The sequence below is a fragment of the Pseudomonas sp. FG-3G genome (genome assembly GCF_901007645.1).
In the GTDB taxonomy this organism is placed as follows: Bacteria; Pseudomonadota; Gammaproteobacteria; order Pseudomonadales; family Pseudomonadaceae; genus Aquipseudomonas; species Aquipseudomonas rhizophila.
In genome coordinates this window covers 64,144-78,833 of the sequence record NZ_CAAKGZ010000041.1, presented here as the reverse complement: position 1 = coordinate 78,833, position 14,690 = coordinate 64,144, and the positions used below count along the sequence as shown (strand labels likewise).

Annotated in this window: 15 protein-coding genes; 11 read left to right on the top strand and 4 right to left on the bottom strand. The window is 59.7% G+C overall.

Annotated elements, in window-relative coordinates; translation table 11 throughout:
- Positions 1-23 precede the first annotated feature (23 nt).
- On the top strand, positions 24-1,553 hold the full coding sequence (locus tag PSEUDOMOFG3G_RS24500) for a SulP family inorganic anion transporter (protein ID WP_047230056.1): 1,530 nt from the start codon (positions 24-26) through the stop codon (positions 1,551-1,553).
- 166 nt (positions 1,554-1,719) lie between these two features.
- On the opposite strand, the gene PSEUDOMOFG3G_RS24495 is transcribed toward PSEUDOMOFG3G_RS24500, so the two are convergent.
- Positions 1,720-2,370, bottom strand: coding sequence for a hypothetical protein (locus PSEUDOMOFG3G_RS24495; RefSeq protein WP_047230055.1), 651 nt, complete (start codon positions 2,368-2,370; stop codon positions 1,720-1,722).
- 374 nt (positions 2,371-2,744) lie between these two features.
- Between PSEUDOMOFG3G_RS24495 and coxB the strand changes: the two genes are divergently transcribed.
- From coxB to PSEUDOMOFG3G_RS24475, 4 genes are all read left to right on the top strand, one after another.
- Positions 2,745-3,872 carry a cytochrome c oxidase subunit II gene (gene coxB, locus PSEUDOMOFG3G_RS24490; protein WP_047230054.1) on the top strand — a complete coding sequence of 376 codons (1,128 nt, stop codon included), beginning with the start codon at positions 2,745-2,747 and terminating at the stop codon, positions 3,870-3,872.
- Between the two features lie 82 nt (positions 3,873-3,954).
- Complete coding sequence (gene ctaD / locus PSEUDOMOFG3G_RS24485) at positions 3,955-5,541, top strand: cytochrome c oxidase subunit I (RefSeq protein ID WP_047230053.1); 1,587 nt, start codon at positions 3,955-3,957, stop codon at positions 5,539-5,541.
- A gap of 121 nt (positions 5,542-5,662) precedes the next feature.
- Complete coding sequence (locus tag PSEUDOMOFG3G_RS24480; protein WP_139048742.1) at positions 5,663-6,214, top strand: cytochrome c oxidase assembly protein; 552 nt, start codon at positions 5,663-5,665, stop codon at positions 6,212-6,214.
- Positions 6,215-6,238: 24 nt separating this feature from the next.
- Complete coding sequence (locus PSEUDOMOFG3G_RS24475) at positions 6,239-7,126, top strand: cytochrome c oxidase subunit 3 (RefSeq protein ID WP_047230051.1); 888 nt, start codon at positions 6,239-6,241, stop codon at positions 7,124-7,126.
- A gap of 24 nt (positions 7,127-7,150) precedes the next feature.
- On the opposite strand, the gene PSEUDOMOFG3G_RS24470 is transcribed toward PSEUDOMOFG3G_RS24475, so the two are convergent.
- On the bottom strand, positions 7,151-7,354 hold the full coding sequence (locus PSEUDOMOFG3G_RS24470) for a twin transmembrane helix small protein (protein WP_014335867.1): 204 nt from the start codon (positions 7,352-7,354) through the stop codon (positions 7,151-7,153).
- 70 nt (positions 7,355-7,424) lie between these two features.
- Between PSEUDOMOFG3G_RS24470 and PSEUDOMOFG3G_RS24465 the strand changes: the two genes are divergently transcribed.
- The 6 genes from PSEUDOMOFG3G_RS24465 to PSEUDOMOFG3G_RS24440 all read left to right on the top strand — a co-directional run bounded on the left by PSEUDOMOFG3G_RS24465 (position 7,425) and on the right by PSEUDOMOFG3G_RS24440 (position 12,375).
- Positions 7,425-8,162 (top strand): SURF1 family protein, encoded by a 738-nt coding sequence (locus tag PSEUDOMOFG3G_RS24465; protein ID WP_139048741.1) that lies wholly within the window; start codon positions 7,425-7,427, stop codon positions 8,160-8,162.
- Positions 8,128-8,721: a hypothetical protein gene (locus PSEUDOMOFG3G_RS24460; RefSeq protein WP_139048740.1), complete on the top strand. Its 594-nt coding sequence runs from the start codon at positions 8,128-8,130 to the stop codon at positions 8,719-8,721. The genes PSEUDOMOFG3G_RS24465 and PSEUDOMOFG3G_RS24460 overlap by 35 nt, the downstream gene beginning before the upstream one ends.
- Before the next feature lie 10 nt (positions 8,722-8,731).
- Positions 8,732-9,811 (top strand): heme A synthase, encoded by a 1,080-nt coding sequence (locus PSEUDOMOFG3G_RS24455; RefSeq protein ID WP_139048739.1) that lies wholly within the window; start codon positions 8,732-8,734, stop codon positions 9,809-9,811.
- The gene (cyoE, locus tag PSEUDOMOFG3G_RS24450) at positions 9,799-10,698 is read left to right on the top strand and encodes a heme o synthase (protein ID WP_047230047.1); all 900 of its coding nucleotides are present in this window, start codon (positions 9,799-9,801) and stop codon (positions 10,696-10,698) included. Before PSEUDOMOFG3G_RS24455 ends, cyoE begins: the two co-directional genes overlap by 13 nt.
- Positions 10,695-11,330, top strand: coding sequence for an SCO family protein (locus PSEUDOMOFG3G_RS24445; RefSeq protein WP_076383131.1), 636 nt, complete (start codon positions 10,695-10,697; stop codon positions 11,328-11,330). The genes cyoE and PSEUDOMOFG3G_RS24445 overlap by 4 nt, the downstream gene beginning before the upstream one ends.
- Before the next feature lie 685 nt (positions 11,331-12,015).
- Positions 12,016-12,375, top strand: a complete 360-nt coding sequence (locus PSEUDOMOFG3G_RS24440) for a DUF6124 family protein (RefSeq protein ID WP_139048738.1) — start codon at positions 12,016-12,018, stop codon at positions 12,373-12,375.
- Positions 12,376-12,435: 60 nt separating this feature from the next.
- On the opposite strand, the gene PSEUDOMOFG3G_RS24435 is transcribed toward PSEUDOMOFG3G_RS24440, so the two are convergent.
- A complete protein-coding gene (locus PSEUDOMOFG3G_RS24435) occupies positions 12,436-13,599 on the bottom strand; it encodes an ATP-binding protein (RefSeq protein WP_107323203.1) in 1,164 nt (387 codons plus the stop codon).
- 532 nt (positions 13,600-14,131) lie between these two features.
- Positions 14,132-14,650, bottom strand: coding sequence for a hypothetical protein (locus tag PSEUDOMOFG3G_RS24430; protein ID WP_139048737.1), 519 nt, complete (start codon positions 14,648-14,650; stop codon positions 14,132-14,134).
- Between the last annotated feature and the right edge of the window lie 40 nt (positions 14,651-14,690).

The window sequence follows — 14,690 nt, the reverse complement described above, 5'->3', positions numbered from 1 at the left end:
AAGAAAACTTCGGGAGAGTCGCCATGCGTGCTGCTCAATTAAAAGCTGTTCTGCCACGGGAGCTGTTGGCTTCCGTGGTGGTGTTTCTGGTGGCGCTGCCCTTGTGCATGGGCATTGCCATCGCGTCCGGCCTGCCACCGGCCAAAGGTCTGATCACCGGCATCATCGGTGGTCTGGTGGTGGGTTTTCTGGCCGGCTCCAAGTTGCAAGTCAGCGGCCCGGCCGCCGGGTTGGCGGTACTGGTCTTCGAACTGGTGCGCCAGCACGGCGTCGCGATGCTCGGGCCGATTCTGCTGTTGGCCGGTCTTCTACAGTTACTGGCCGGGCGCTTTCGCCTGGGCTGCTGGTTCCGGGTAACCGCGCCCGCGGTGGTCTACGGCATGCTGGCGGGTATCGGTGTGCTGATCGTGTTGTCCCAGGTCCATGTGATGCTCGACGCGGTGCCTAAGCCGTCGGGGCTGGATAATCTGGCGGCGTTCCCTGCGGCAGTGGCCCAGGCGTTGCCGTCGTTCGGCTGGCAGGCGGGTCTGCTCGGTTTGTCGACGATTGCGGTGATGTGGCTGTGGGAAAAGTTTCGCCCTCACAGCTTGCGCTTTGTTCCCGGTGCCTTGCTCGGCGTGGGCCTGGCGACCATTGCCAGCCTGCTGCTGGCCTTGCAGGTCAAGCGCGTGGAAGTCCCGGAGAACCTCGCCGAAGCCATTGATTGGCTGCGCCCGGCGGACCTGCTGAACCTGGCCGACCCCACGTTGCTGATCGCCGCGTTCGCTGTCGCTTTCATCGCCAGTGCCGAAACGCTGCTCTCGGCCGCTGCCGTGGACCGCATGCACAGCGGCGAACGCGCAGACTTCGACCGGGAACTGTCCGCCCAGGGCATCGGTAATATGCTCTGCGGTCTGCTCGGCGCCCTGCCGATGACCGGCGTGATCGTGCGCAGTTCGGCCAACGTCCAGGCCGGGGCCACCACGCGGATGTCGACGATTTTCCATGGCCTGTGGCTGTTGCTCTTCGTGCTTCTGCTGTCCAGCGTGCTACAGAGCATTCCGGTGGCGAGCCTGGCGGGTGTGTTGGTGTACACCGGTTTCAAACTGGTGGATCTCAAGGCGTTTCGCGGGCTGGGACGGTATGGCCGGATGCCGATGTTCACCTATGCCGCGACGGCGCTGGCGATCATCTTCACCGACTTGCTGACCGGCGTATTGATCGGTTTCGGCCTGACCCTGGCAAAACTGGCCTGGAAAGCTTCCCGACTGAAAATCAGCCTGATCGATCTGCCCCAGGAGGGTGAGATGGAATTGCGACTGGTGGGGGCGGCAACCTTCCTGAAGGTTCCGGCGCTGACCCAGGTGCTGGGCACCATTCCCACAGGCGCGACGGTGCATGTGCCGCTCAATAACCTGAGCTACATCGACCATTCGTGCTTGGAGCTTTTGGAAGAATGGGGCCGGGCGAATGCCAGCAAGGGCTCGAAGCTGTTGATCGAATCCCGTGGGCTCAAGCGCAGGCTGGAAGGGCGCTTGCGCACCACGGTAGGGGTGGGCGCAGCGGCTACCTGACACCTTGAGCAAAATGTGGGAGCGAGCCTGCTCACGATAGCGGTGAATCAGTCGACATTAATGTTGCAGGTTCAACCGCTATCGCGAGCAGGCTCGCTCCCACAGGGATCTGTGGTGGACACAATTTTTGTGAACACCCACAAGGGGGATGAGTGTTTCAGCCAGATCAAGCCGCCGGCTGATCCAGCTCCAGCCCTACTCCCAACTGCCGCGACAGGCACGGCCAGCGTTTCCAGGCAGCGCCCGTGTCCGGGTTGCTGAGTTTTTCCCGGTAAGACTCCACCGACTCCAGCGCAAAGCTGTCTTCGTCGAGCATTTCATCGACCGCGTGATGCACCGCTTCATCCAGTTGATTGGCAAAGGGTTCGCCGATCAAATGGTGAGCGATCAGGTTGGCCACCGTCATATCCAACGGAATCAGCGGCTGGCCGAAGTGCTTGATGTACAGGTCGTTGACCTCCTCCACCAGCCGATGGGCCAAGTAGGCTTCGTCCAGCAGGCTGTCCAGGCCAACGTGACCCTCCATGACCTTGGGTGGCTGGAGGAAAAACTGCTCGGCGATTTTCAGCACCGGTTTGATCTGCGATTCGATGCCAGCTTCGCGGGCCACCTCGTTGGCTGCGTCCAGCAGGTCGGGCACTTGCTCGATATACGCGGTGACAAAGCGGGTCATCACGCCCTTGGCGTCGATGTCCGGCAGTTGGATCGCGGCGTGCAGGTTCGGCAGCTGGGCTTCCAGCTGACGCGTCAGTTGGCCGGTCTCGGCCTCATGTTGTTGGGCTTTTTGGATCTGCTCGCGCAATGCGGCGGTGTTCATGACAACTCCAGGGAACAAGGCAATGAAATAAGGAAGACATAACTTAGCTGGCGCAAAAACACTCCTAAGACCTATTTTTCATAAACCTACTCATCCTTGATACGTCGCAGTTATATCGGTTTGCCATCACTCAGGTTCGCATCCTTCTCCATTCGTGGGCTCTAGCGCAAGCCCTGCCTGTTTCAAACGATTTACGCCATCGCGTTGCGAGGTTGCAGTCGCTGTCTATACTCGGTTTGGAATGGAGTTAGCTGATGACACCCGATTGCATGTGCAGCAAGGCGCGGCGAGTCAAGTTGGTAGTCTGAAGTAGCCGATCCCTTGCCGCTGGCGTTACGCCGACGGGATAACAAGAACGATAAGGGGAACCCGCAATGACGCGACATCCACACGTATGGATGGGCCTCCTGTTGTGGTCGATTTTCAGCCAGGCGCAAGCGGCCTGGACTGTGAATATGGCGCCTGGAGCGACACAGATCAGCAATGCAGTGTTCGACCTGCACATGACCATCTTCTGGATCTGTGTAGTGATCGGCATCATCGTCTTCGGCGCCATGTTCTGGTCGATGATGATGCACCGCCGCTCAACCGGCCAGAACGCGGCCAATTTCCACGAAAACACCCGCGTCGAAATCCTCTGGACCATCGTACCTTTCCTGATCCTGGTTGCCATGGCGGTTCCCGCCACCGCGACCCTGATCAAGATGTACGACTCCAGCGAGTCGGACATCGATATCCAGGTCACCGGCTATCAGTGGAAGTGGCACTACAAGTACCTGGGGCAAGACGTCGAGTTCTTCAGCAACCTGGCCACCCCCGCCGAACAAATCAATAACCAGAGCGCCAAGGGCGAACATTACCTGCTGGAAGTCGACAAGCCGCTGGTGCTGCCGGTCGATGCCAAGGTGCGCTTTCTGGTCACCTCCGCCGACGTGATCCACTCCTGGTGGGTGCCAGCGTTCGCGGTCAAGCGCGATGCGATTCCCGGCTTCGTCAACGAAGCCTGGACCCGCGTCGACAAGCCCGGCCTGTATCGCGGCCAATGCGCCGAACTGTGCGGCAAGGACCACGGGTTCATGCCCATCGTTGTCGAGGTCAAGAGCAAGCCCGACTACGAAGCATGGCTGGCCGAGCGCAAGGCCGAAGCCGCGCAACTCAAAGAGCTGACCAGCAAGGAATGGACCCTGCAAGAGCTCATCGAACGTGGCGACAAGGTCTATCACACCACCTGCGTGGCCTGTCACCAGGCCGAAGGCCAGGGCCTGCCGCCGATGTTCCCGGCGCTCAAGGGCTCGAAAATCGCCACTGGCCCTGTGGCTGATCACCTGAACATTGTCTTCCACGGCAAACCGGGCACCTCCATGGCGGCGTTCGGCAAACAGTTGTCGGAAGTCGATATCGCGGCGGTCGTGACCTATGAACGTAACGCCTGGGGCAACAACAAGGGCGACATGGTTACGCCTAAACAAGTACTGGAACTCAAACAGGCAGAAAGCCAATGAGCCGGCCTGACGTTTGTTCCCGCAACCGGTCGCAGCTCATCGCCGCGCGCCGCCCAGCCCACTCGTTCGAAGGAGACAGGACATGAGTGCTGTGATCGATGACCACGGTCATGCCGACCACGCCCACGGCCCCGCCAAAGGGCTGATGCGCTGGGTACTGACCACCAACCACAAGGATATCGGCACGCTGTACCTGTGGTTCGCCTTCTCCATGTTCCTGCTGGGCGGCTCGTTCGCCATGGTGATCCGTGCCGAGCTGTTCCAGCCCGGCCTGCAGATCGTGCAGCCGGAGTTCTTCAATCAGATGACCACCATGCATGGCCTGGTGATGGTCTTCGGCGCGGTGATGCCGGCCTTCGTCGGTCTGGCCAACTGGATGATCCCGCTGATGATCGGGGCGCCGGACATGGCCCTGCCACGGATGAACAACTTCAGTTTCTGGTTGTTGCCGGCGGCGTTCCTGATGCTGGTGTCGACCCTGTTCACCCCTGGCGGCGGGCCGAACTTCGGCTGGACCTTCTACGCGCCGCTGTCCACCACCTATGCGCCGGAAAGCGTGACGTTCTTTATCTTTGCCATCCACCTGATGGGTATCAGCTCGATCATGGGCGCGATCAACGTGGTCGCCACCATCCTCAACCTGCGCGCCCCCGGCATGACCCTGATGAAGATGCCGCTGTTCGTCTGGACCTGGCTGATCACCGCGTTCCTGCTGATCGCGGTGATGCCGGTGCTGGCCGGTTGCGTGACGATGATGCTGATGGACATCCACTTCGGCACCAGCTTCTTCAGTGCTGCCGGCGGCGGTGACCCGGTGCTGTTCCAGCACGTGTTCTGGTTCTTCGGCCATCCCGAGGTGTACATCATGATCCTGCCGGCCTTCGGTGCCGTCAGCTCGATCATCCCGGCCTTCTCCCGCAAACCGTTGTTTGGCTACACCTCCATGGTCTACGCCACAGCGGCCATTGCGTTCCTGTCGTTCATCGTCTGGGCGCACCACATGTTCGTGGTGGGCATTCCGCTGGTGGGCGAGCTGTTCTTCATGTACGCCACCCTGCTGATCGCCGTGCCCACCGGGGTGAAGGTGTTCAACTGGGCCAGCACCATGTGGCAAGGCTCGCTGACCTTCGAGACGCCGATGCTGTTTGCCGTGGCGTTCGTGATCCTGTTTTCCATCGGCGGCTTCTCCGGACTGATGCTGGCCATCGCTCCGGCGGACTTCCAGTATCAGGACACCTACTTCGTGGTCGCGCACTTCCACTATGTGCTGGTGCCCGGCGCGATCTTCGGGATCTTCGCCTCGGCCTACTACTGGCTGCCGAAATGGACCGGCCACATGTACGACGAAACCCTCGGCAAGCTGCACTTCTGGCTGTCGTTCGTCGGCATGAACCTGGCGTTCTTCCCGATGCACTTCGTAGGCCTGGCGGGCATGCCCCGGCGGATCCCGGACTACAACCTGCAGTTCGCCGACTTCAACATGGTCTCGTCCATCGGCGCGTTCATGTTCGGCACCACGCAGTTGTTCTTCCTGTTCATCGTGATCAAGACCATCCGCGGCGGCGAACCGGCCCCGGCCAAGCCGTGGGATGGGGCTGAGGGGTTGGAGTGGAGCGTGCCGTCTCCGGCGCCGTATCACACCTTCACTACGCCGCCGGAAGTGAAATAGATGACACCGGGGGCTTATGTGGGAGCGAGCTTGCTCGCGATAGCGGTGTGTCTGACACACCGAGTCGCCGCCATCGCGAGCAAGCTCGCTCCCACAGGGTTCTCGGTAGGGACTGGAAATCATGGCTGACTCGATTTCGCTGAAGAAACTGGTCACGCGCCTGTTGCTGGTGGTGGTGGCGATGTTTGTCTTCGGGTTTGCCCTGGTGCCGATCTACGACGTGATGTGCAAAGCCTTCGGCATCAACGGCAAGACCGCCGGGCAGTACGAAGGCGAGCAAACCGTGGATGAGTCGCGCCAGGTTCGCGTGCAGTTCCTGTCGACCAACTCCGTGGACATGGTCTGGGATTTCTATCCCAAAGCCGACCAATTGGTGGTTCAGCCGGGGGCCGTGAACGAGATGGTCTTCATTGCCCACAACCCCACCGATCGGCCGATGAGCGCCCAGGCGGTTCCCAGCATCGCGCCGAGCAACGCGGCGGCCTATTTCCACAAGACCGAATGCTTTTGTTTTACCCAGCAAGTGCTGCAACCCGGCGAACGTATCGAAATGCCCATGCGCTTCATCGTTGACCGGGACATGCCCAAGGAAGTGAAGCACCTGACGCTGTCCTACACGCTGTTCGATATCACCGCTCGTCATCCACCGGTGGCTGTAAACACTGACCGATAGCGTGCCCGATAAGGAGAACAATAAATGGCAACTCACGAACACTATTACGTTCCGGCCCAGAGTAAATGGCCGATCATCGCCACCGTCGGGATGTTCGTCACGGTGTACGGCCTGGCGACCTGGTTCAACGACCTGAAAGCTGACCGGCCCGACTCCAACGGCCCGCTGATCTTTTTTGTCGGCGGCCTGTTGCTGGCCTACATGCTGTTCGGCTGGTTCGGCGCGGTCATCAAGGAAAGCCGCGCCGGGCTCTACAGTGCGCAGCTCGACCGCTCGTTTCGCTGGGGCATGAGCTGGTTCATCTTCTCTGAAGTGATGTTTTTCATCGCCTTCTTCGGCGCGCTGTTCTATGTGCGCATGATCTCGGCGCCGGGCCTGGCCGGTGAAGGCAGCAAGGGCCTGTCGGAGATGCTTTGGCCGAACTTCGAATACGTCTGGCCGTTGCTGAACAACCCCGACCCCAAGCTCTTCCCACCGCCCAAGGATGTGATCAGCCCTTGGGGCTTGCCACTGCTCAACACCATCCTGCTGGTCAGTTCCAGCGTCACCGTGACCATCGCCCACCATGCCCTGAAAAAAGGCCATCGCGGGGCGCTGAAAATCTGGCTGGCTATCACCGTGCTGCTAGGTTGCGCCTTCCTGGGCTTCCAGGCCGAGGAATACATCCACGCCTATAAAGAGCTGGGCCTGACGCTGGGCTCGGGAATCTATGGCGCAACGTTCTTCATGCTCACCGGTTTCCACGGCGCTCACGTCACCATCGGCACGATCATTTTGTTCGTAATGCTGATGCGCATCATGCGCGGGCATTTCGACAACGAGCATCAGTTCGGCTTCGAGGCCGCGAGCTGGTACTGGCACTTCGTCGATGTGGTGTGGATCGGCTTGTTCTTCTTCGTCTACATCCTCTGAGGCAGCCGTTACCAAGGCGGCTCTTTACCAAGGAGCATGCGACACCAACTGGCCGCTGAAAAAACCCCAGGCAATCAAGCCGACGGTGGCGGCGGCCAGACTGACCCGAATCGCCAGGGCGATGACCAGGCGATTGGAACTGCTGTCGTCCTTGACCAGAAAAAACAGGCCGCTGAACAGGCTCGCAATCGTGGCAATCAGCATCAGGACGATGGCTGCTTTTAGCATTAGGGACACTCCGGGGGGACGCGATGCACGTGAGTATAGCTATCTCGTTCGACAGCTTTGGAACGGCGCCATGAAAGGCTTCCGGCCAGGCATCGTGCCGTCACTGGTGGTAGCCGTGCTGTTGCCGGTGATGGTGTGCCTGGGGTTCTGGCAATTGAGCCGGGGCGAACAAAAGCGCGTGCTCATGGACAGTTACGCCGAACGCCGCGTGGCGCAGCCGATGGCAAGCGTGGAGTTGCAACACACGGCGGACCCGGCCTTTCGACCGGTCAGCCTGCGGGGCCAGTTCGACGCCGAACACAGCATCCTGCTGGATAACCGCCAGCACGACGGCAAGGTCGGCGTGGAGTTGCTCCAACCCTTCCTCGACCAGGCGACCGGGCTCTGGCTGCTGGTCAATCGTGGCTGGTTGCCCTGGCCTGACCGGCGCACTCCGCCGGCCTTCAGCACCCCCGAACAAGCGGTGAACCTTCAAGCCTGGGTCTACGTTGCTCCGGGCACCACGTTCCAGCTCCACGCCGACCCAGCCGACGCCCCGTGGCCGCGACTGGTGACCGCCATTGAGCCGGACAAGCTCTGGGCCGAACTGGGCCGCAACGGTTTCGCCTACCAATTACGCCAGCAAAGCGGCCCCGGCGCCTATCGGATCGATTGGCCGGTAGTGGCCATGGGACCGGAAAAACACCTCGGCTATGCCGTGCAGTGGTTCGCCATGGCGGCGGCGCTGTTCGGCCTCTTTCTTTATCTCGGATGGCACAACGCAGGGAGACAGCATGGGAACCACCATGAATCCAACCAACACGTCTGAGGCACCTACGGCGCGCAACCGTCGCAAGGGTCGCCTGCAACTGCTGCTGATCGTGCTCGGGGTGATCGGCCCGATGATCCTGGCCACCGGCATGTACAAATTCCAGTTCTGGGTCCCGGAAAGCCGCAGCTACCACGGCGAACTGATCGGCAACGGCCAGACCCGCGCCGAGATCGGCGTGCAGGCCGATGAGCAGCGCTGGCAGATCCTGGTCACGGCGCCGCAGGAATGTTCGGCCGATTGCCGGCAACTGGTCTACCTGGCCCGTCAGGTGCAGATCGGCCTGGGTCGCGACGCCTCTCGCGCCAGCCATGCCCTGGCCATCGCCCAGCCGCTGGACACGCAATACGACGCCCAGTTGCAACGCGAATACCCTCAACTGCAACGCTACCCGCTGGACCTGCCGGCCTATCAGAAAGGCGCCCAAGGCAACGGCGAAGCGCAGCTGTGGATCATCGATCCCCACAGCAACCTGGTGCTGCGCTATGACGCCCGGGTCAAGGGCAAGGCACTGCTCAACGACCTGCGACATCTGTTGAAACTGTCGAACATCGGATGAGGGCAACGACATGGCCAAACCTGGATTTCGCCTCGCGCTGTTTGCCACGTTGCTGGCACTGATCGTCGTACTGCTGGGCGCCTACACCCGGCTCACCCACGCCGGCCTCGGCTGCCCGGACTGGCCCGGCTGCTACGGCTTCATCAGCGTACCCAAGAGCGAAGCCCAGCTGGCACATGCCGAACTGCACTTTCCCGACGCCCCGGTGGAAGCCCACAAGGGCTGGAACGAGATGGTCCATCGCTACTTCGCCGGCCTGCTGGGGCTGATGATTACCGTGCTGGCTGCCCGGGCCTGGATGAACCGGCGTCACCCAGGCCTGCCCTTGAAGCTGCCCCTGTTTCTGCTGGCGGTGGTCTTTGCCCAGGCGGCGTTCGGCATGTGGACCGTGACCCTCAAGCTGTGGCCGCAAGTGGTGACCGGGCATTTGCTGGGCGGGTTCGCGACCCTCAGCCTGCTGTTTCTACTCACGTTGAGATTGTCTGGTGTGTTGCCGGCGCTAACCGTGCCCAAGCGTCTTCAACATTGGGCCACCGCCGGGTTACTGCTGGTGATCGGCCAGATCGCCCTCGGCGGTTGGGTCAGTTCCAATTACGCCGCCGTAGCCTGCGTTGATTTCCCGACCTGCCACGGCCAATGGCTACCACCGGCGGATTTTGCCAACGGCTTTCATCTGACCCAGCACATCGGCCCCAACTACCTGGGTGGCCAACTCGACAGCGATGCGCGCACCGCCATTCACTTGACCCACCGTATCGGCGCGTTGCTGGTGACGGTGGTGCTGTTGGGGCTGGCTTGGCAGTTGAAGACCGTCGGCATGACACGCCTGGCCGGGCTGGTGTTGATAGCCCTGGCGGCCCAGATCAGCCTGGGCATCAGCAACGTGCTGTTCCACCTGCCGCTGCCGGTCGCCGTGGCCCACAACGCCGGAGGCGCCGCGCTGTTGTTGAGCCTGGTGTTGGTCAATTATCACGCCCGTACCAGCCTGGTCCGGGTCAAGCATCAAGTCCCGCTGCGCTGGCGCTTCAACCCGCATAAACACGGCCCCAGCCCCATAACAATAAAAGGAGAGATGCCATGGCAACCTTGACCGGTGAACGCCACAGCCAAGCGATCTGGCGCGATTATCTGGAGCTGACCAAGCCCAAAGTGGTGGTGCTGATGCTGATCACCTCGCTGGTGGGCATGTTCCTCGCCACCCGCGCCGGGGTGCCGTGGACGGTGCTGGTGTTCGGCAACCTGGGCATCGCCCTGTGTGCCGGCGGCGCGGCGGCGGTCAACCATGTGGTGGACCGGCGCATCGATGCGGTGATGGCCCGTACCCATAAACGCCCGCTGGCCGAAGGCCGAGTCTCACCGGCCGCAGCACTGACCTTCGCCCTGGCACTGGCGGTGGCCGGCCAAGCGCTGTTGCTGGCGTTCACCAACCCGCTGACCGCCTGGCTGACCCTGGCCTCCTTGCTCGGTTATGCGGTGATCTACACCGGTTTCCTCAAACGGGCGACGCCGCAGAACATCGTCATCGGCGGCCTGGCCGGCGCGGCACCACCGTTGCTGGGCTGGGTGGCCGCCACCGGTCATGTCAGCGCCGAACCGCTGCTGCTGGTGCTGATCATCTTCGCCTGGACCCCGCCGCATTTCTGGGCCCTGGCGATTCATCGCAAGGAGGAATACGCCAAGGCCGATATCCCGATGCTGCCGGTGACCCACGGTGAGCACTACACCAAGGTGCATATCCTGCTGTACACCCTGGCGCTGCTGGCAGTGAGCCTGATGCCCTTTGTGATCCAGATGAGCGGCTTGCTGTACCTGGTTTGCGCCCTCGTGCTGGGTGCCCGGTTTCTGCAATGGGCCGTGGTGTTGTACCGTGGCAGTCGGCCGCACGCGGCGATCAACACGTTCAAGTACTCTATCTGGTACTTGTTCCTGCTGTTCATCGCCCTGCTTGTAGATCACTACTTACTGTTGAGCCTATGACTCGAACCCAGAAAACCGTCTTCATTCTCGTGGCCGTGATCGCGCTGATCCTCGGCCTTACCATCAATAAAGTGCTGACCGGCAAAGGCGAAGGCGACCCCACGGCGCTGATCGACGCCGGCATCATCCTGCTGCCTCAAAGCCGCAACCTGCCAGACGTGAAAATGACCGACCAGGACGGTCAGCCAGTAACGATGGACGGATTGAAAGACAAATGGAGCCTGCTGTTCTTCGGCTACACCTTCTGCCCGGACATCTGCCCCACCACCCTCGCCCAACTGCGCCAGATCAAAAGCGAACTGCCGCCCGAGGCTGTGGATAAATTGCAGATCGTGCTGGTGAGCGTCGACCCGAACCGCGACACGCCCAAGCAACTCAAGCAGTACCTGGGCTACTTCGACCCGCAGTTCATCGGCCTGACCCCGTCATCGATCGAAGACCTGCAGAAGCTGGCCAACGCGGTGAGCATTCCATTCATCCCGGCGGACACCAGCAAGCCCAACTACACGGTCGATCACAGCGGCAACCTCGCGGTCATCGGGCCGGATGGTACTCAACGCGGGTTTATTCGTGCGCCGTTGAACAACCAGAAGCTAGTGGCGCAGTTGCCGGAGATGCTGAAACGCAAATAAAGCCCCTGCTCCCACCACAACTCCTTGTGGTGAGCGGGCTTGCTCGCGAAAGCGGCGGGTCAGCTTGCATCAATGTTGAACATGCCGACACCAGCCCAGACAACCCCGTGGCGAGGGAGCTTGCTCCCGCTCGGCTGCGCAGCAGTCGCAAAACCGGACGATGCGGTTTGCCTGAAGAAATGCAGGGGTCCGCTGCGCAGGCCAGCGGGAGCAAGCTCCCTCGCCACAGGTGGTTTGTGTCGAACCGAATATCCAGCCCAACGCAGCCCCCTGTGGGAGCGAGCCTGCTCGCGATGAAATCGACGCGGTTCCAGACCAAAACAAGTCACCCGCATCGCCGGCAAACCCCGCTCCTACAGAACCTGCCCACACACCTTCACCAAGCCACGCATCCTTGCGCCTTTGCCTACAACTACGCCAGAATCCGCCCGCTTGTGCGCCTTGTCCCGGGGTTCTATTGTCTTCCTGCCACTGCCCATCAGTGGTCGGGTTTAGTAGCTCGGGTCCCACTTCGGTTGTACAAGTCTCATCAGTCAGGCATTTGCCTGTTCTCGATGGTGGCTGTGCGCATGGCGCCCTCGGGCGCGCCGGGTTTGGTGTGGGTTACCGGTCTACTAACTTGCGCACAGCCGCCACCCTTTCGTTTAGTAGCGAGATGGTGCGGCCTAATATGAGGCCCACACCTATGTTCAAAATAACCCCGAATCCGCCAGAGGCAGATTCCACTTCTACATCCGCAAAATCGAAAGCCAAGCAGCAAGACGAAACCACAAAACGCGTGCTTGATCACTACTTGCTGCCGAAATCTGAAAAATCTCAAGACGACCCCAAACCGGGGCAGCTATACACCGTTGTGAAAGGCCTTGATAACGAATGCTTGCTCGCCAACCTCAGCGAGACGTTAGCTTCGGCTGATGCCATGGTGAGTGATCTGGCGTTTGATCTGGATGGATCGAGGCGCCATGTGGCGCAGGGGATTCAGCAGTTGATTGAGCTGAGTTCGTTGTTGGCGAATCGGGTGTTGGATAACGTGGAGCCACGTTAACCGCAACACCATCAAGCTGTGTGGCGAGGAGATATTCCCCTCGCCACACATTGCAGGCCCTCATTCCTGGCGACGCATGAACTCTGCGAAAAGAGGAACTGTAAAATTCAGATATCCGTGATCTGTGCTGTAGATCATTCCCTTGGAAATGATGTTGGCCCGAGTCGGACCAAGCGATGATTGAGGACGCCCCATAACCTTCGCAACATCAGCGATGGCATAGGGGCCATCGCCAAGGGTGGACATGGCTTTTACAAACTGAACCTCCGAAGGTGTAAGCCGATCGATACGGACCCTGAAGAAGCCCGCATCGAGAGAGGCCAATGTCTCCGAATAAGAATGCTCGACATCGTCAGCGGTAATTTCAGGTCCCTCGGCGTTGTTCCATGCCGTGGATGCCCACTCTTGAAGAAAGAAAGGATAGCCCTGCGTCCGATCAACAATGCTGTCCAGAGCTGCAGTGTCGATAGAGGCTTGCTCCTCTAGGATCGGCTTTTGAACGGCTTGAGCCGCAGACGGTTGATCAAGCGCCCCCACCTCCGGGTAAAGGAAAAGCCGCTCGGCATATGACTTCGCCTCACCCGCCAACCGAGCAACTTGCGGAAGACCTGCACCGACCAGCAGCACCGGAAGCCCTTCTTGCGACATGCGATGGATAGAGACAATCAGTGCCGATAGATCTGCTTCGGTGAGGTATTGGACTTCATCAATGAGAAGAATCCAGCCTTTACCGGCGGCCTGTGCGGCTTCACCTATTACAGTAAAAAGATCTGGAAGGTCGTATTGAAGATTTCCGCTATCCGCGAGTCCAGGCTCAGGCTCAACACCAATCTCAATACCGCCAATATCAATCTTGAAGATTGATGCAAAGCTGCGAAGTCCTTTTAGCCCACGATTAGCAATTTGCTTGGCGACCTCAACGCTGGAAAGCGCGCGCATGACCTTTCGCATTTCAGGATAAAGAAGACGTGCAAGGCTTTCACGTTCTGGCGCCTCCACTTTGGAGACGAAAAGACCTTCCTCCTTTGCAATTTTTCCTATCTCATTCAACAGGACCGTCTTACCCGTGCCTCTTAAGCCAAGGAGCATGATGGAACGAGCACTTCGCCCATTGACGGCTCGCCCACAGGCAATTCTTGCCGCCTCAAGAATCAGGTCGCGCCCCGCCAGTTCAGGGGGCCTGCTGCCCGCCCCGGGCGCAAACGGATTACGGTAGGGATCCATGTCGACCTCACGAAATAGCAAAATCTATAGAAAGATAGCTAAAGCTAGCTGAAATACCTAGTTTTTGCTATGCATTGCTATCATTCAATAGAAGCGGATTTATTTCTGATGTTTTCTATGAGTGCTGCGCACTCAAGCGGGGGCAAGCGCCCTCGCCACGGTAGATCGAGTCGCCGGGGGGGTATCAGGGGTGACGGTCCAGTTTCTTGAGAAACTCGGTCATTTCCTTTTCCGCCTGCGGAAACGGGGACATGGGCAAACGCGCGGAAACGGGGAAGGAAACGGGACAGACCACGATTATGAGACGGTCCGATTACAGGTGAGCGCAAAATCGTGATCTGTCCCCAGTTCCCGCAACAACTCAGATTTTCAGCTCGATCACACGCCCCTAAAAATCGCCGTGATCCATGAAATCATTGGTGTTACGGACGGTGCCGCGTTGTTGAGCAGATTTGAAAACGAGGCCAAATTCATTCTTCAGTATCCGTCCGAAAAGATTCAACCGACGCGCAACGGATGCCGTGCAGTGCCTTTATTTAACGAACCTCAGGCATGCGAACCCAGTCTTGATTTGCAGCTGTTGAATGGGTTCGACGCTCTCCTGATCGCCGACTTTCTTGATCACGCCTACCCCGCAGAAGTATTCGTCGCGGTTGAAGATTGGGAGAATGCCCACCTTGGGCTTGCTCCAGGAGCCTTGGATCAAGGTGTAGGTGGCGCCGTTCTGTGGCGTGAAGGAGAACGGTATTTGACACACGCTGCTTCCTGCGACCTGCCCATAGGTCAGGATCAGCTCCTTGTCCACGGCAACCCGGGATTCGATGTAGTCGCCGTTAGAGGGCAGGATTGTGTAACCCGCATAGCATCCATTATCGCTGAAGGTCATGGCATCCAGTCTCGCACCATTTCCAGCCTTGAGGCGAACCGTTGCGGAGGGTTCATTGGGGCCGGGAACGACATACTGCTTGCCCTGCAAAAAAGAAGTGCAACCGCTAATTACCAGCGCACCGGCCAACAAGATACAGCGGCCGGACTTTTGATTGAGGTACATCCATCTCTCCCTGATTTCCATTGGGTGCCCTGACCTTTCC